At 47.5% G+C, this 15,503-nt stretch carries 18 protein-coding genes and 2 tRNA genes; 8 read left to right on the top strand and 12 right to left on the bottom strand.

The genetic code is table 11. The features are described from left to right. Positions 1 to 25 precede the first annotated feature (25 nt). On the bottom strand, positions 26 to 1,174 hold the full coding sequence (locus QXU03_01335; protein MEM2170390.1) for a hypothetical protein: 1,149 nt from the start codon (positions 1,172 to 1,174) through the stop codon (positions 26 to 28). Between the two features lie 89 nt (positions 1,175 to 1,263). On the opposite strand from QXU03_01335, the gene QXU03_01330 reads away from it, so the two are divergent. From QXU03_01330 to QXU03_01320, 3 genes are all read left to right on the top strand, one after another. Continuing rightward, positions 1,264 to 1,638: a GNAT family N-acetyltransferase gene (locus QXU03_01330; protein ID MEM2170389.1), complete on the top strand. Its 375-nt coding sequence runs from the start codon at positions 1,264 to 1,266 to the stop codon at positions 1,636 to 1,638. Further along, entirely contained in the window at positions 1,635 to 1,931 is a 297-nt protein-coding gene (locus tag QXU03_01325) for a MoaD/ThiS family protein (GenBank protein MEM2170388.1), read from the top strand. The genes QXU03_01330 and QXU03_01325 overlap by 4 nt, the downstream gene beginning before the upstream one ends. A gap of 11 nt (positions 1,932 to 1,942) precedes the next feature. Next, a tRNA-Thr gene (locus tag QXU03_01320) sits at positions 1,943 to 2,044 on the top strand. Here QXU03_01320 and QXU03_01315 read toward each other — a convergent pair. The 3 genes from QXU03_01315 to QXU03_01305 form a co-directional block, all read right to left on the bottom strand. Further along, positions 2,044 to 3,156 carry a DNA primase gene (locus QXU03_01315; protein MEM2170387.1) on the bottom strand — a complete coding sequence of 371 codons (1,113 nt, stop codon included), beginning with the start codon at positions 3,154 to 3,156 and terminating at the stop codon, positions 2,044 to 2,046. The two genes, QXU03_01320 and QXU03_01315, sit on opposite strands and share 1 nt — an antisense overlap. A 180-nt stretch (positions 3,157 to 3,336) precedes the next feature. Beyond that, positions 3,337 to 3,867, bottom strand: coding sequence for a hypothetical protein (locus tag QXU03_01310; GenBank protein ID MEM2170386.1), 531 nt, complete (start codon positions 3,865 to 3,867; stop codon positions 3,337 to 3,339). After that, positions 3,868 to 4,839 (bottom strand): winged helix-turn-helix transcriptional regulator, encoded by a 972-nt coding sequence (locus QXU03_01305; protein MEM2170385.1) that lies wholly within the window; start codon positions 4,837 to 4,839, stop codon positions 3,868 to 3,870. A 56-nt stretch (positions 4,840 to 4,895) separates the two neighbouring features. On the opposite strand from QXU03_01305, the gene QXU03_01300 reads away from it, so the two are divergent. After that, positions 4,896 to 5,540 (top strand): hypothetical protein, encoded by a 645-nt coding sequence (locus tag QXU03_01300; GenBank protein ID MEM2170384.1) that lies wholly within the window; start codon positions 4,896 to 4,898, stop codon positions 5,538 to 5,540. A gap of 1 nt (position 5,541) precedes the next feature. Here the strand turns inward: QXU03_01300 and QXU03_01295 are convergent, their stop codons facing one another. Together QXU03_01295 and QXU03_01290 are read right to left on the bottom strand one after the other, a co-directional pair. Then, entirely contained in the window at positions 5,542 to 6,069 is a 528-nt protein-coding gene (locus QXU03_01295) for a YkgJ family cysteine cluster protein (protein ID MEM2170383.1), read from the bottom strand. After that, positions 6,069 to 6,221, bottom strand: coding sequence for a hypothetical protein (locus QXU03_01290; GenBank protein ID MEM2170382.1), 153 nt, complete (start codon positions 6,219 to 6,221; stop codon positions 6,069 to 6,071). The genes QXU03_01295 and QXU03_01290 overlap by 1 nt, the downstream gene beginning before the upstream one ends. A 119-nt stretch (positions 6,222 to 6,340) precedes the next feature. Here QXU03_01290 and QXU03_01285 point away from each other — a divergent pair, with 119 nt between their 5' ends. Beyond that, positions 6,341 to 7,156: an aldo/keto reductase gene (locus tag QXU03_01285; protein MEM2170381.1), complete on the top strand. Its 816-nt coding sequence runs from the start codon at positions 6,341 to 6,343 to the stop codon at positions 7,154 to 7,156. A gap of 113 nt (positions 7,157 to 7,269) precedes the next feature. Here QXU03_01285 and QXU03_01280 read toward each other — a convergent pair whose 3' ends face one another. Further along, positions 7,270 to 8,397: a radical SAM protein gene (locus QXU03_01280; GenBank protein MEM2170380.1), complete on the bottom strand. Its 1,128-nt coding sequence runs from the start codon at positions 8,395 to 8,397 to the stop codon at positions 7,270 to 7,272. A gap of 117 nt (positions 8,398 to 8,514) precedes the next feature. Between QXU03_01280 and QXU03_01275 the strand changes: the two genes are divergently transcribed. Beyond that, complete coding sequence (locus QXU03_01275) at positions 8,515 to 9,033, top strand: winged helix-turn-helix transcriptional regulator (protein MEM2170379.1); 519 nt, start codon at positions 8,515 to 8,517, stop codon at positions 9,031 to 9,033. 271 nt (positions 9,034 to 9,304) lie between these two features. Here QXU03_01275 and QXU03_01270 read toward each other — a convergent pair whose 3' ends face one another. Next, the gene (locus QXU03_01270) at positions 9,305 to 9,985 is read right to left on the bottom strand and encodes a nucleoside monophosphate kinase (protein MEM2170378.1); all 681 of its coding nucleotides are present in this window, start codon (positions 9,983 to 9,985) and stop codon (positions 9,305 to 9,307) included. A 122-nt stretch (positions 9,986 to 10,107) separates the two neighbouring features. Between QXU03_01270 and QXU03_01265 the strand changes: the two genes are divergently transcribed. Continuing rightward, complete coding sequence (locus QXU03_01265) at positions 10,108 to 10,440, top strand: PadR family transcriptional regulator (GenBank protein ID MEM2170377.1); 333 nt, start codon at positions 10,108 to 10,110, stop codon at positions 10,438 to 10,440. A 10-nt stretch (positions 10,441 to 10,450) separates the two neighbouring features. Beyond that, on the top strand, positions 10,451 to 11,599 hold the full coding sequence (locus QXU03_01260; GenBank protein ID MEM2170376.1) for a myo-inositol-1-phosphate synthase: 1,149 nt from the start codon (positions 10,451 to 10,453) through the stop codon (positions 11,597 to 11,599). A gap of 45 nt (positions 11,600 to 11,644) precedes the next feature. Here QXU03_01260 and aspS read toward each other — a convergent pair whose 3' ends face one another. From aspS to QXU03_01240, 4 genes are all read right to left on the bottom strand, one after another. Beyond that, positions 11,645 to 12,901 carry an aspartate--tRNA(Asn) ligase gene (aspS, locus tag QXU03_01255; GenBank protein ID MEM2170375.1) on the bottom strand — a complete coding sequence of 419 codons (1,257 nt, stop codon included), beginning with the start codon at positions 12,899 to 12,901 and terminating at the stop codon, positions 11,645 to 11,647. Between the two features lie 236 nt (positions 12,902 to 13,137). Further along, positions 13,138 to 13,329 (bottom strand) — tRNA-OTHER (locus tag QXU03_01250). Between the two features lie 76 nt (positions 13,330 to 13,405). After that, entirely contained in the window at positions 13,406 to 14,341 is a 936-nt protein-coding gene (locus QXU03_01245; GenBank protein ID MEM2170374.1) for a hydroxyacid dehydrogenase, read from the bottom strand. A gap of 9 nt (positions 14,342 to 14,350) precedes the next feature. Further along, positions 14,351 to 15,502, bottom strand: a complete 1,152-nt coding sequence (locus QXU03_01240; protein ID MEM2170373.1) for an alanine--glyoxylate aminotransferase family protein — start codon at positions 15,500 to 15,502, stop codon at positions 14,351 to 14,353. Position 15,503 lies beyond the last annotated feature (1 nt).

The following is a 15,503-nucleotide window of genomic DNA, read 5'->3' as shown; positions in this document are numbered from 1 at the left end:
TAAATTATGTGAAGCGGTAATTATTTTATTCTTCCCCCTTCACCAGCCGATCTGATATCCTTACGCTAAGCTGGTAAACAGCCACTAGGATAAGCGCTACAATAGGCACCGATACTAGTAAGTCGCTAGGTGCCTCCAAGGGCATTTGAGGGGGTAATCCCTTTTCGGGGAAGTCAACTTGCTCTTTCAACCCGGCAACATGCTTTACAGGGATAAATACTTGTATACTACTACACTTCAGCGTCTTAGGGGTGTAGTAAATGACTCCTCCAGGGATTGTGTAGGCCTGAAGGGGTACATTGGCGCTAACCTCTTCTAGTAACACTCCTAATTGCATAAAGCACAGCTGCGGTGTTGCAAAAGACACCTTGATGGTATTGTTCTCCGACACGATGTAAGGGTCTAGATCGGCCTGCCCTCCATGGTCTTCGGGTAGGTACAATAATATCAGGGTAACCGTGCTGTTGCCATTAGGGCTTGAAACGGCTATCTCGAATACCTTTCTCCGAATACTCCTAAAGACCTCTAGATCGCTATCAAGTAGAGTATATGAAACATAGATGATGCGCCCATTAATCGAGGACTTTACACGTGTCACGACATAGTGGACTGGTAGGCCGGTTAAAGGCTCGTAGTATAGATCGTACCTCGTGTATTCCGACGTAGAAATCCCTTCCTCGGTGGTAAGATTCGATACGTGAATAAGGTCTACGTCAAGCCTCACAACACCGACTATGACACCTGTTTTTCTCGGTGCCTTCAGGGTCAGCGTGCTATTCCATAGTTCAGGTTGTAGGGGTATATCGTTGTTCTCACTGACGGTGAAATCGGAGAATGCGCTGTTTACCTTCTCCCTGACGCACTCCGGCGTTACTTGCAAGGATTCGACGAGTAGGTTTACTCCCAATATGCTGGTTATGCCTTCACCGGGCACGAGTTCGAAGGTAATGTTTAAATCGTACCTAACACTTAAGGACACGGAATCTACCTTCCCATCGCAATAGGCGCTGAGGTCTCCTAAAAACCAACTTACATAGAGGGGTCCCGATAGATCAAGCATTAGTGTTCCCGCGTAAACGGCCTGTATAGTAAAGCTCGCCTGATTGCTAGCTACTGGAATTGGGAAGGCGCTAGAAAGAACCAGTAGTGCTAGCAGAACAATTCCAGTAATCATCGTCATTACTCCTCGCACTATATATGATGCACGGTTAATTATTTAAATTTTTTATTTAAAGCTACATGGATACATAGTAGGTGTGAGAAGTGCACGGAGATGGATACGTAATTAAACACACCAGCCAAGTCATCTACGCAGTACTGCCAAGCGGAAGTAAAGCTTACTTGAAGTACCAGGTTGAAGGCAACGTAATGAAATTGATCGAGACCTACACCCCCTCTGAGTTCAGGGGCAGGGGAATAGCAACTCAGCTGGTAGATTATGCCATTAATCTTGCACAAAGAAATAACTGGCTGATTGAACCCATATGTAGCTATACTGTTTACTACTTCATGAAGAATCGCGAGAAAAGAGGTATTTTGGTTGAAAGATATAGAAACTTAAAGGAGGAGGATTGGAAGCAATTGTTTGAAAGCGCTAGAATTAGAGAGAAAAACAAAGAATCGGGAAGCGCGCCTTGAAAGTCCACGTTAAGTACCTATTATGGCTCGCCCAAAAAGCCGGTACTAGCGAAGAACTCGTAGAAATCCCGGAAAATACTACAATAGCCGGTCTACTCGAAAAACTCGCTAAGACTAAGCAAGGAGTTTCAAAGGTGCTCGAAGAAGTGCTACGAGGGAAGTCAGAAGTCATAGTACTTCATAACTCTAAGACCCCGCTCCAAGGCCTTTCAACAACCTTAAAAGACGGTGACATCATTGTCTTAATACCGCCCGTATCCGGGGGCAGCGATTTAAACCCCTCCTCCTTATAGTAATACCCGAAGCCGCCGTAGCTCAGCCTGGTGGAGCGCCGGCCTTGTAAGCGGAGTTCACTTAGGTCCGTTAAGGTAGCCGGTGGACGCGGGTTCAAATCCCGCCGGCGGCTCACGTACTCTTGCTACTAGTTTTCCTTGCCTCCTTGAGGTTGTGCTTATATACAGCTAGAGGGTTTTTACCTCCAGGACAATGCTCATTAACGGGGCACATGCCAGTCGCCTTCATTCGGTCACAATTATATGGCTTATACTTTTTCTTGCCACCCCTTAGACCTAGGATATGTTCCACTTGGTACCTCGCTACTCTTTCGTTAAAATCAGCCGTTCTCTTAAAGTATTCTAATATACCGTCTACGTCTAATCCTACACTTCCGAGGAATGCAGCTAAGTTAAATCTTTCGAAGTGACTCGGGTTACCTCCACTATCAATTATGTCAACGATCCTCCTAATGCAAGGCGGAAAAAGGCCTTCTACGACTTCCCTGGGTACATCTACATCGTAGCTTGGAATAGCCCGTTTCCCGTGGATGTGATTGTATAAACCTGCTATAAGCGGCTTTACCTCTTCGATCAGTTTTTTGAACTCTTCCGTAACAGGGGGCACTTGAAGATCGATCTGCCTTACAACGGCTTGGAAGATTAGCTCTTCCAGGATTCGCTTGAACTTCTGCCTGTTCAAGAACACGTAACCCTCGTTTACAATGTTGTTCACGAGCAAGTATGCGGGATCGTGTACTAATCTACGAGAAACAATGTTCAGATACTCGGCCACGGGCATCGTAAACATATGGGGAGTAAAACCTACTCTAGACCTCCGTCCACGCCTCATAACTACGGGAAGGCATGGAGGGCTCATCCGTTCTAGCCTGGCATACACCTCTAACTTGTTCGCAACCGCTACTAATACTTCATCCTTTTCTCTATCTAGCTTCCTCGAAGCCGATTTAGAATACGCTAAGGCTATTCTGTTAATTAGTCTGTGTTCGCCCAGGAACTTAGCCACGTCTAGAAGGGCATTATACACCAGCACGCATTCCTCCGGGTTGCTGAAGGCTTCAACGGGTACATCTCCTCTTTCAATGATGCTTTTTAACACATGAAGTAGCTTTTCTTTAAGGTCACTGCTCAAGACTACAATGCTTGGTTTTTCAATGAATAGCTTAGGGTAATCGCGTGGCGACGCTGCAAATGGATAATACATGTAGTTTAACCTAACCGGCATGAGCTCGCCCCTCAGCGCTGTCAGGCTCGATCATCGTTCACTCGATGGCGTAGTCATCAACAGGACCGGGTAGTGGTCAGCGCTTTGGCCCCACATCACTGATCAGGGGTCTTTAGAGGTCCCCTTACATCATCTACTATAAGTTAACTGCATGAGCCCTTTAAAAGCCCTTTAAGCTGCTTACGGGCTTAGTTCAAACTCTATCCTCTCATAACCCCGGATCTCCATTCCCTTCTCCACGGAGAACTCTAAAATCCTCCCGTTTTCCCGGACTTCGTACAGGACTCCGAGATCAGCCCTCACGATCCTCGCCTTTGTAGGAAGGACCCAGTACACTTTGTAGTCGTACTCCGCTATTTCGGGTTCGTAGGAGTCTTCATAGATGTTTAAGCCCGCTCTGAGCTCGCCAGTAAAAGTTATGAAGAAGGTTATATAGGGATGGTTATAGTCCCCTCGGAAACCTATTTCGACATCCCGCACTCTTGGATACGTTCGCTTATCATTTATTTTAACTTCTTCTAGGTCTAAGAAGTACTGCATGTTTTGAGCTAGGCGGGCCTTCTCCTCCTTGAGCCTTCTCCTCTCCAGCATGATTGCCTTATACTCTTCAAGAGGATCGTAGTAATCAAATATAACCACCTGCTCCACGAGACCGCTCTCCCTTACGAAGAAAAGTCCAAGTCCATATATTGGTACGACTTCACTGTTCATTTACCCCCCCTTATCTAGGAGCTTCTTGGAAAGCTCTAACCCCTTGCTAGTTAGATGTATAACGTTGTACTTTCCGGCGCGCTTAACCTCAATAAAGCCCTCCTCCTCGAGTCTTCTAATTCTCCTACTGACGCTCGATTTAGGTAGACCAGTTATCCTTACAATTTCAGATTGTACAAGACCTCTATCTCCCGCTTCTTTTAAAGCCTTAAGTATTGCGCGTGTTACGTTATCCGCGTAATCCACCCGCTCCACTATCACGCTAACCTTCTTCCTCCTAAGTACGTAGTAAGCTAGTAGGGTAGACGCTGAGCCCACTGTGATCGCGATTGCAATATACGTAAGCCCTGTTGGCCAGTACTGAGCGGCGGGCCCCTGTTCTTCGAGATACGTGTATAGTGTGACCACGTGCTCGCCTATTCCCGTAATGTACAGCTTAGTGCTTTTCTGCTCCTTCGATACCGAAAGCCTCGTTTCCCCCAGAATAGTAGTGCTTTCAAGCTCATACTTACCAGGTATCACTATTTCTACTGTAACATTCCTGGTAAGAGGTGCCAGTATCGTCGTATCAACGTATATTTCGAATACGCCTATGCTCGCTTCTACGGTTAGGTCTCTAATGGTGAAGTAGAGTTCAAGCGCTCCTCTACCATACGTTAAAGCCTCTACGAGGTCCTGATCCTCAGCGTAGTTCACACCTCCAAGTACTATATCACCGGTATAGCTATAGTTTTGAAATCTCAGCTGTACAGTCTCACCGAATATGTTGACCGGCATGCTTAGCCATGAAGGCTCCTCACTGTTCATTGTCACTACTACTTCTAATAGACCTTCGTTCTCCAGGGGGTCGTAAATGGCGCGGTAATGAATTCCCGTGAATTGCACCTGTGCTGATACTAAGCCAATGCCACTATAAGTAGTAAGCACGCAGAATAGTACAATTACTGCCGTAGTGGCGAATCCATGTTTCAATATTTCTCCCTCATTGAAGAGTATAATTTGTAGGTTACCTTAAAACATGTAGGGATTTGAGCAGGGAGGCGGGTATACTCTTGTGGCACTACAAGGAACTCATTAGCTGCCCTCTCACACTCGTACTAGGCGAATTCGAGCAGGGAGGGCTTCGTGGTTACGTGGCCCTGCCCTTATCTAATCTAAGGCTCAATATCCTCGTATCAAGGGAGGGAGATGTCCGGGTAGTGTCAAATATACCGCGCAAAGAGTGGGTAGATCATCTGCTTGAAGTGTGTTACGCGGTGTTCACAGGGAACGTTAATGACCTCGACCTGTTAGAGAGGGTGGAGGCCACGCTAATGTTTTATGGCGGGCTAGGTGTATATGGTGTCCTAGATAACCGGGTAGTACCGATATCCCTGGATTTTGTTAATAAGCAGTACTTCTACTTCTACGTGTCCCCAGTAGGTGGTTTGAGTAGGAACTATGAAAAGGCTCAGTTAGGAGACTGGGTACTGCTCCAGTTAGCGTTAAGGGAGGGGTTAAGCAACCTTCTACAAAATGTATGTCGTCATATTGCTAGAACTAGTAATGATAGTTGCGTGCTTGAGACCAGTCACGGTGGACTAGTAATATCCCGTAGAGAGATGCACGTTGACAACTATATTCGCGTATTTCCAGACAACGTACCTCTAAGGCACGTTGTAACCGTAGAGTAGTTCAGCGGGTGTCGGTGCATATATCGTTGAGGAGCCCTTCTAAGGCTCTTAGAGGTTCGAGGTTCCTATTGAAAATCATATCAAAAAGCTTTGTGTAGTGTTCTCGAACCTGCTTAGAATATTCCTCCAAGTCGCTCCATGGGGGTTCTACGGGCTCGCCGCTCTTAACTCCAGGGCACTTGGTTGATATCTCCAGCCTGCCGATCTCGCCGGGGGACACCGGTATGAAAGGGTAGAGTCTACAGCGCATTGGTCTAGCCGGGTATATAGTACACGTAGCCAGCCCACCCTGTATTTTCAGGAAAATGCACTTGTCTCCTATGCCACGCAACACGGCCACGGGGATGTGATCGGCTATCACGGCGTAAAAGTGCTTACCCGCAAGATCCCTCCACGAAGTGTTCATGTACTTCGCTATTTTACACACATCCTGTACCGTGAGCGCTACATTTGGCCCGCTACTACAGCACTTACCACACCTTATACAAGTAAAGTTTACCTTTTCACCGCGCTGTATTATGGGGTTCATTAAAGTACCCCGCAAATAGCCTTTAATGGGCACGCGGTGCAGGAATGCCTCTTTGAAGGGCCCGGCTCGCCATCACTTAAGTACAGTATGCCAGTGTTCGTCAGAACCATAAACTTTTTTTCACGTGCCTTATCCCTTTTTACGGTGTACATTTTTCCAGCCTAGACCGATACCCGCATTCATACTTTGTAGAGAAACCTATTATAACCTCCTCAATTCTCTGAAAACAAGTATTAGCCCGTATACTTCAATGTAATAACGGGTTAGAGCCATGCTCGAGCTCTACGACCTCTCAGATTACAAATATATAGGTTCGGATAAGGTATGCGCCATCGGCATCGGAACCTACGGTATCCGGTCCTATGATAAGGCGTTCGACGCCTTCATATATGCGATAACTCACGGGGTGAATGTAATCGATACGGCTGAAATGTATGATGCAGGTAGAGCTGAGGAATTCGTAGGTAAGATTATAAAGGAAGTGGGAAGAGACGCCGTTTTCGTGACCACTAAAATGCTTCCCGATAGATTAGATGACAAGGAGAAGATAGTTAAGGCTGCCGAAGGCTCGCTCAGAAGGCTCGAAATCCCCTACGTCGATCTGTTCCTGATACACTGGCCCAATGAAAGGATCAGCATTCAGCAGCAGGTTCAAAACTTCGAAGTGCTGGCTGAGCGTGGACTAACGAGGTATATTGGTGTAAGTAATTTCGATCTAGCACAGCTTAGAATAAGCATTCAGTCTACTCGTAAACACGAGATAGTCGTAAACCAGGTTCACTATAGTGTGCTGAACAGGCTCTATGTTGAAAAAGAGCTCCTACCGTATTGTGTTCAAAACGGTATCACACTACAAGCGTATACTCCGCTTGAACGGGGCTCCGTCATAAGAAACCCCGTACTGGTATCCGTAGCCTCGAAATACGGTAAAACCCCTATACAAGTGGCATTAAACTACATCATAAGCCACAAGAACGTGATCGCAATACCCAAATCCGAGAAAGTGGAACATGTACAAGAAATACTAGGCTCGCTGGGCTGGAGACTTGATTTAGGGGACTTAAACTACATTAAGAAAAAAGCATAGCATCTTTCCTCTTCATCACGCATAGGCGGGCTTAAGGTCTCTACCACGCTAAGTACACTTCGAGGTAGGCCTCTACGCCTACCAATCGGTTACCAGCACTCCCATGCTTATTACTAGTACGAGTGTCCAAGTAGGAATACGTTTCCGACATACACGTGTTTCAAGCCGTTTTCCTTGGCGATTTTTACCGCCTTTTCGGCGTGGTTCCAACTAGTTACTGGAAGGTCTACTAGCATGTAGTCTGGGTGGAAGCCCAGGAACACGTAGGGTATCTCGGTATTTATGCCGGCAATGTACTTCGTCAACTGGTCTATTTCATACTCGTCGAGGTATCCCGGTACGAGAAGTGTCGATACAACAAGGAGGGGTGGTTCTTTTCTCGCAGGTGCGTACTTGGCCACCAACTTAATGTTTTCCCTGATTAAATTAACGTGCTTCTCCTCAACATCGCAGAGAGCCCTATATACCTCGGGGCTCCACGCCTTGAAGTCTATTTTAACTATGCCTCCTGTGTTTAAGCTGAGCTTCGTAGCCTCCTCCAGCATTAGTGGATTCCAAAGCCCATTCGTCTCCCAGCACACCCTGAACACGGGCAACCCTATAGACCTTGCTCTTTCAACCATCTTCTTAGACGCAAATACTGCGTGCGGCGCGAAGGGTCCAGGGTCCCCGCCAAAATAGCAAACACACGTTGTTCTCTTGTTAACGGCGTTGACCAGTACATCAATGCTCAGTGCGGGTTTGGCCTTGTAGGCCATTTCGCGGTATTCCCAGTTTTGGCAGTAGATGCAGTCGAAGTTGCAACCACCGTAGAACACAGCGATGTTGTAGTAGCCGTGCTCGCCACTAGGTGAAAGTGCATATTGGGGGTAGCCCAGGCCCGTCGTTGCCGGGCACACGGGGGAGGCAACGCAGTTGGTTGGGTGCGGATCATAGTAGTACATCCCTACAGCTTCGTAGATGCTACCTGTAGAGGTCGCCAATGCGCCTTCACTTTCAAACCTATAATTACAATAACCTCGGCCACCTATTGCCACGAAGCACCCTCTCCCACACACGATACACTTTAACCCCTCTTCACTGCCCTCCTTTAGAGGAATAGTAGACAAGCCAAACCTCTTGCGCGATTCCCTATGCAGATCACTGGTGGGAACAGTGCCTTTCCTAAGACAGTTGGCACAGACGCCGATAATGTCGCTGATCGTCACGGACACCCGCCCACACGACTTGCACTTGCCCATTTCAGCCCCTTATAGCCTATTACCAACTAACCCCTTATCTCCACGTCATTCGCGGCTCACGTGCTACTCGTAAGCTATTAAAAGGGCTATGAAAGTCTCTACCATGGTGAACTTTGATTGCATAGTGATGAGAAGTTAGTGCAGTTACTGGAAACGTTAGCGTCCAATCCAAGAATGAGCATCCGAGAACTCGCCGCTAAAACAGGTTTAAGCTACACGTACGTCTGGAGAAAGCTCAATACACTTTATTCAAAGGAGCTCTTATCCCTCAGCGTCACAATATCTTCAGAGGTAGCCGGCAAAGAAGTAGCAGCTGTCAAGATCAAAAGCCAGAACCTAGAGCAGTTCATAGACAACCTCTTAAACTGCAACAGGATCATAGTAACGTTTAGGGCTAACAGTAATGAGGTATTCATGGTGGTATACGGTAAGGATAAGCACGAAATTGCAAGCATTGTAGAAACACTGAAGTCAAAAATAGGTCATATAAGCGAGGTTTCAATGGACTATGGAATACTGCCAGAGAGGTACATGATTCCACTTAAAAACAACTACTTAAAGTGCAAACCACCCAGTAGTTGCGAGAGATGCTGGCTCGGATCCGTGAACGCGGCGCCAAAGCTCCTCTCAGAGTAGCAAGCAGTTCACACGCTCATCCGAAAGGCCCTCAACGATAGTGGACTTGAGGAAATGCTTTAACGTGTAATGGATAGCACGCTTTGCGAATGCCCGCTGTACTTCGAGAGCTAAGTTAAAGAAAAAAGCAACGCTAAATGCTTGGGCCCTAGTTAATTGTTCTCCGCTCCAGGCTTTGTAATTTAGTCTAGGCGGTTCACCGCGGTTCCTCCACACCCCTCCTCACAGACAACCGTGGATCTCGGAAACCCGGGGCCACTAGTACAAGCCCCTACAAGGAACTACTCGTCTCTCTGCAAGGCTTTAATTTTAGTACCCTGGTTTCAATAAGTACTCTCTCCAGGACGGGTAGCACCTCTCCCAGCGGCTTATCAGCATTGACTTCTATCAGCTTCCCAACACTCATGTAGTACTCAATGATCGGCTTGAAAGTCTCGTAAAACACTCTATAGCGCTGTCTTACGACCGCTGGTTCGTCGTCTTTCCTTCTGACGAGCTTAGCGCCGTCGTGATCGCAGACCTCGTTGAACTTGGGTTTTGGTTCATAGTACAGGTTGTATATCCTACCGCATATAGGGCAGACCACCCTACCACTAAGCCTCTTTACGGCCACGTCTTCTGATACCACGAGGTGTATTGCTGCGTCTATGGTGGCAAACCCGTCGAGCGCCCTCGCTTGGTTTAGTGTCCTCGGGTACCCATCCAGCATAAACCCGCTCATGGCGTCAGGTTGATTAAGCCGTTTCCTTACGACTTCTATTACTATTTCATCCGGGACAAGTAGCCCTCGCTCAACGTAGTATCTAACTTTTGCGCCTAGTTCAGTACCTTGCGCTATTTCCTCTCTAAAGATGTCACCTGTACTAATGTGCGGAATACAGTACTTCTCCTTAAAGTACTGTGCGTACACGCCTTTACCAGCTCCTGGCGCTCCTATCAGAACAGCCCGCAAGCAATATCGCCTCCTCCCTCTCTATTATTACCTAATTGTACTAACGAGCATTTATTAAATTCAGAGCATGCTTCCTAGTAGGAAAGGTTTATATTCACGATCACAAATATTTTAGAAAGGTAGTGAGAGCTTTGGAAAGGCCTCCAAGAGCTTTACTTAGGTTGCAGAGAAAGCTCACCATAGAGAACCTGTGGTTATACGTAATAAAGGCTCTATTAGACGAAAAAAGGCCTCTAAGAGCGTATGATATCAAAGTAAGGCTACGTGACAGGTTTGAAATAGACCCACCTGCCGTAACGGTTTACACCGTGATCTACAGGATGGGGTTAGACGGGTTGTTAGCACGGATTAGAGATGGTGAAGGCCTAAAGTACCAGCCGACAGAAAGAGGTGTAGAAGCATTCCGTACCGCGTTGTTATTCCTCGAAGAACTGGTTGCTAAACTTAAGCTTTAGGGTGGAAGGCGTGATCCGGGTTGGAATAGTCGGTCAGGGCCTCGTCGCACTACACTTCGAGGTCGGGTTGGAGAAGCTAAAACGCAATGAAATATCCGATTACGGCATTCCGTTAAGGCACTGGCTTCCATACAAGTACGATGATGTAGAAATCGTTGTCGCGTACGACGTAGACGAGTCAAAAGTAGGTAAAACTGTATACGAGCTCGCCAGGCAATACTATGAAGGTCCCGGACCCATACCAGGTACCTTAAAAGACCTCGTTGTAAGGAGGGGTATACACCTCAACAGCCTCAAGGGCTTACCATTTAAAGCTCGTGGACGCGAAGAGCTAGTAGGTCTTGGAGTAGCGGCGTGGGAGATTATTGATGAGTGGAAGAGCCTCGGCGTGGATGTAATAGTAAACGTAATGACTACTGAGCCCGTTGAACCCGTTGAAGACGTTAATGAGCTACACGAAAGATTTAAGACAGCCGGGCTTACTGCTTCACAGACGTATGCTTATATGACTGCGCTTTACTCCTCCAAGTTCAAGAGTGCAGCATTCATAAACGCTATCCCTTCACCTATAGCTAATGATATGGCCTTTATCAGCTTCTATAAGTCCAGTAAAGCCGTTATATTTGGAGACGACGGGGCAACGGGAGCTACCCCGCTAACGGCGGATCTACTCGAACACATGTACGAGAGAAATAGGAAAGTTATTGATATCGCGCAGTTTAACATTGGCGGGAACACGGACTTCCTGGCGTTGAATTACCCGGAGAGAAACATAATGAAGAAGAAAACCAAAAGTGCTCTTGTAGCCGACATACTGGGTTACGAGGCGCCAAACTACATCAGGCCAACAGGCTACCTAGAGCCCCTGGGAGACAAGAAGTTCGTATCCATGGTAATCGAATATTATAGTTTCGGTGAGTTTAAAGATGAACTCTACATCGTGTGGAGAATAAATGACAGCCCCGCGCTTGCAGGGCTGTTAGTAGACCTTGTGAGATTAGGAAGAGTAGCCATTGACAGAGAGGCCTATGGTACGGTATACGAAGTAAACGCGTTCTACATGAAGAAACCAGGACCCCCGGCTTCGAAGGTGATATCTAAGTTTAAGGCCTTCGAGGCGTTAATAAGCTGGCTTGGCATCAAGGACTTTAGAGTATAAGAAACAGTATAGTTCCTTCGTTTCCTCACTTTAATAATTAACCTCTTAAGGTACCAGCCTCGTCCTGTCACGAACAAACATTATCGCCTCCCTTATGTTCTCTAGGTTGAGCATCTTCATCAGTAGCCTTTCCAACCCCAGTCCAAAACCTCCATGCGGGGGTACGGCATACTTAAAGGACTCTAAGTAGAACTCGAAGTCCACGGGGTTTAGGCCCTTATCTCTCATCGCCTCGATAAGTCTTTCGTACCTATGTTCCCGCTGACCTCCACTAGCCAGTTCTAACCCCTTGAAATCCAGGTCGAATTTTCTAGCGTAAATTCCATCTTCTTCTCTCATGTAGTAAAATGCAGTTGATTTCCACGGAAAGCCCACAATGAAGTACAGGTAGTGCTTCTTCTCCATCATTACCTCGCCGAGCTTTTTCTCGGCGGCATCGCTTAAGTCTTCAGTCTCGCTTACTTCTACGCCCTCGCCTCTTAGAATGTCAACGGCTTCCGTGAACTTTAACCTCCTAAACGGCGTAGTGACTCTTGGTAATTCAGCACCGAGTACTTCGAGCTCCTCTCCGTAATGACGCGCTATGTAGTCTAGGATGTAGACTATGAGGTTTTCAAGTGTTTGCATCACATCTTCCACCCCACTAATAAACCCCTGCTCTGCGTCGATGCCCCAGGACTCGTTAAGGTGTCTCGTAGTGTTGAATTTCTCAGCTCTAAAGTAGGGTGTTATTTCATATATCTTCTCGAAGCTTGCAATTAGCATTTGCTTATATAGCTGTGGACTTTGACTCAGAAACGCCTCTTTTTCGAAGTACTGTACCTTGAACAGCGTGGCACCCCCTTCGGCCCCTGCCGCTACTATTTTAGGTGTGTGCACTTCCACGAAGCCGTTCTTTTCGAAGTATTCCCTAGCGGCGCTAATTACGCCGGATCTGATTTTAAATAGGGCTTTTTCAGCTGGGTTTCTAGCAAGTAACCACCTGTACTTTATCCTCGTATCGAGAAGTGTCGGTACCTTACCTGACACGTCCACCGGTAGAGGCTCTACAGGCTTGCCATAGACCTCGATTTTCCTGGCGACGTACTCGACCCCACGCTTGCTCTTCTGCTCTGGCGCTATCTCACCCTCAAAGCACACGGCCGAGCCCGCATCCAACTTGTCTGCCAGCGTGTAAAGCTCTCCATCACGGTCCTCTTTCAACACGAGCACTATGGGCTTGGTATTATTTCCACAAATCTCCAAAATAGTTACTTTACCAACCTTGGCCTTACGTATTATCCACCCGCAAAACCTTGACACGTGGCACGCACCTTTTTGCGTAGTCAAGCCTAACTATCTTAAGAGAGCTTACCCGACTTTAAAGCAACTCTATTTCATAGTCCATGAAAACATTAAAGAGGTTCAACGTGCAGTGAACCTGTGCTCTAAACTTACAACGCAACGTAGCAATTGCGCGTTCAGGCAGCACACGCCCAGAAATTTGCTAGGGGTAAGGAAGAGCGAGTGGAAGTGGCGGGGCCCGCCTTGCAGCGGGATAGCGGGGGGTGGACTCTCTCGGGGTGCCCTTCAGGGCACCCCGCTTTGAACCACCGACCTCGGGCTGGACCCTTACGCGTATCCCCGAGAGCGGTACGGCACCCTCCTATGAGCTTCGCGGGATAGTTACCACCTCTTCGAAGAGGTGGTAACCATGCCTCCCGCGGGCTACCAGGCTGCCCTACCCCGCTATTTAGCCCCGCCACTTTAACAATGATTCTACCTCCCTTTAAAAAGTTTCCCCTTCGAGTGCTCACGGGTCTCCTTCTAGTTTAGCAAACCCTTGGCTTTGAAGAATTCTATCACTTTTCTGGCGACTTCTATACCAGCCCTTTCCTGCGCCTCCCAAGTGCTTGCACCCACATGTGCTGTTAATACTACGTTATCTAGTTTGGTTAGTGCATGGTCTTTTGGTAGCGGCTCTTCTTCAAATACATCAAGCCCTGCACCCGCTATCCAGCCTTCTTCGAGGGCCCTTATGAGCGCACTCGTGTCCACTATGGGGCCACGTGAAGTGTTAATAAGTATTGCTGTTTTCTTCATCAATTTCAACTCATCTTCGCCGATCAGGTGCTTTGTTTCGGGTGTTAGTGGAACGTGCACACTTATGAAGTCGGCAGTTCTCAGCAGCTCTTCTAATGATACGAACTCGGCTCCGAGCTCCTCCTCTATTTTAGGGTTTCGTACTATGTCATAGTAAAGTATTTTCATGCCGAAGCCGTACTTCGCGATCTTGGCCACGGTAGACCCTATTCTACCTGCACCTATAATGCCGAGTACTTTGCCGCCTAGTTCAAACCCCATAGCGTGTTTTTTAGGCCATTCACCTCTACGTATTTCTCTATCGCACAGGGTTATCTTTCTCGCCACGGCTAGCATTAAACCTATTGTTAGCTCTGCAACGCTCTGCGTTGTAGCCTCCGGCACTGTTATGACCTCTATGCCACGAGCCTTAGCAGCCTCCACATCTATGTTGTCTACTCCGACGCCGGCCCTCGCTATTACGAGAAGCCGATCAGCTTCTTCTATAACCTTTCTTGTAACGATCGGCTTGCTCCTCACGACTATGCCATGAACACCCTTGATTAGGTTTACGAGCTCTCTTTCGCTGGGCTCCTCGGCCACTATCACTTCTACACCACTATTTCTGAGGACCTCTATACCGTTCTTGTGAATTCTGCTTGCAACGAGTACTTTGACCAACTGCCCCACCTAGCTAGGAGGCTTATAGCCAATACTAATTAACACTTCCCTGAGTGTTTCAAAGAGGATGCTTATATCTTCGTCTGTTATGTAGCCCATGTGACCTATTCTAAAAGTTATATCCTTGACAGCTCCGTACCCCCTAGCTATTTCAATGCCCCTCTTCCTCATTTCCTCGTATATTACTGGTCCTCTGACCCCGGGCGGGTTGTAAATCACCGTTATTGTCGGGCTATAGTAGCCCGGCTCGGCGAACAGCTTTAATCCGAGCTCCATTGCACCTTTTCTAATTCTCTCGGCTCTTTCAGCATACATTTTAAGCCAAGCCTCTTTACCGCCCATCTTTTCAACGATCCTGAGGGCAGCGTTTAGCCCGGCTATTTGCGGTACAGGCGGGGTAGTCGGGGTAGACCACTGTGATAGTAGGAACTCCTTGATTTCAAGTAGGTCAAAGTATAGGCCGCGTTCAGGAATTCTCTTGGCTCTTTCAAATACCTCTTCGCTTATAGCGGCCATTGCGAGACCGGGAGGTACCCCAAAAGCCTTTTGGCTACTAGCGAAGACGAGGTCGAGTTTCCAGCTATCTACTTTGATGTCAGCCGCGCCCATCGCGGATACGGCGTCTACAAATACCAGCTTATCTCTCTCCTTGGCCACCTTGGCCAGTTCTTTTAGGGGATTTAAGACGCCTGTACTCGTTTCATTGTACGTTATTGTAACTGCCTCTACCTCCTTGTTATTCTTGAGTGCGTCGTCAAGTTCTTCCGGTAAGACGGGCTTGCCAAGGGGCTTCTCTAGTACAACTGGTGTTCTACCGTTTCTCTCGACGGCTTCCCGGTATCTATGACCGAACTCCCCAATCACCGTAACCAGTACCTTTCCTCGCTGGGATACAGCGTTCCTTATACTCGCCTCCATGAAGCCCGTTCCGCTTGAAGGTATTAGCAATACAGTTGCTTTCCCTGCTTCAAGGAAATCTGCAAGCCTTTTAACGGTGTCCTTATGTAGCTCCCGGTATTCGGCTGACCTATGACTAAGCATTTGGAGCTTCATTACCTCGAGTACCTCTGGAAAGCAGGCAACGGGACCGGCAGTGAACAGCTTGAGGGGCCTCGGCCACAGTATCTTCTCTATTTCTTTCACTACTTCGGGGAACTGCATA

This window comes from Desulfurococcaceae archaeon, from assembly GCA_038845865.1.
Taxonomy (GTDB): Archaea; Thermoproteota; Thermoprotei_A; order Sulfolobales; family Desulfurococcaceae; genus UBA285.
Note: the sequence above shows the minus strand (reverse complement) of the source record. Positions and strands in the feature narration are given on the sequence as shown.

Excerpts from the sequence above, each read along its gene's own strand:
- QXU03_01335 (MEM2170390.1), bottom strand. The coding sequence starts at position 1,174 with ATGATTACTGGAATTGTTCTGCTAGCACTACTGGTTCTTTCTAGCGCC.
- QXU03_01315 (MEM2170387.1), bottom strand. The coding sequence starts at position 3,156 with ATGCCGGTTAGGTTAAACTACATGTATTATCCATTTGCAGCGTCGCCA.
- QXU03_01310 (MEM2170386.1), bottom strand. The coding sequence starts at position 3,867 with ATGAACAGTGAAGTCGTACCAATATATGGACTTGGACTTTTCTTCGTA.
- QXU03_01295 (MEM2170383.1), bottom strand. The coding sequence starts at position 6,069 with ATGAACCCCATAATACAGCGCGGTGAAAAGGTAAACTTTACTTGTATA.
- QXU03_01290 (MEM2170382.1), bottom strand. The coding sequence starts at position 6,221 with ATGTACACCGTAAAAAGGGATAAGGCACGTGAAAAAAAGTTTATGGTT.
- QXU03_01285 (MEM2170381.1), top strand. The coding sequence starts at position 6,341 with ATGCTCGAGCTCTACGACCTCTCAGATTACAAATATATAGGTTCGGAT.
- QXU03_01280 (MEM2170380.1), bottom strand. The coding sequence starts at position 8,397 with ATGGGCAAGTGCAAGTCGTGTGGGCGGGTGTCCGTGACGATCAGCGAC.
- QXU03_01240 (MEM2170373.1), bottom strand. The coding sequence starts at position 15,502 with ATGCAGTTCCCCGAAGTAGTGAAAGAAATAGAGAAGATACTGTGGCCG.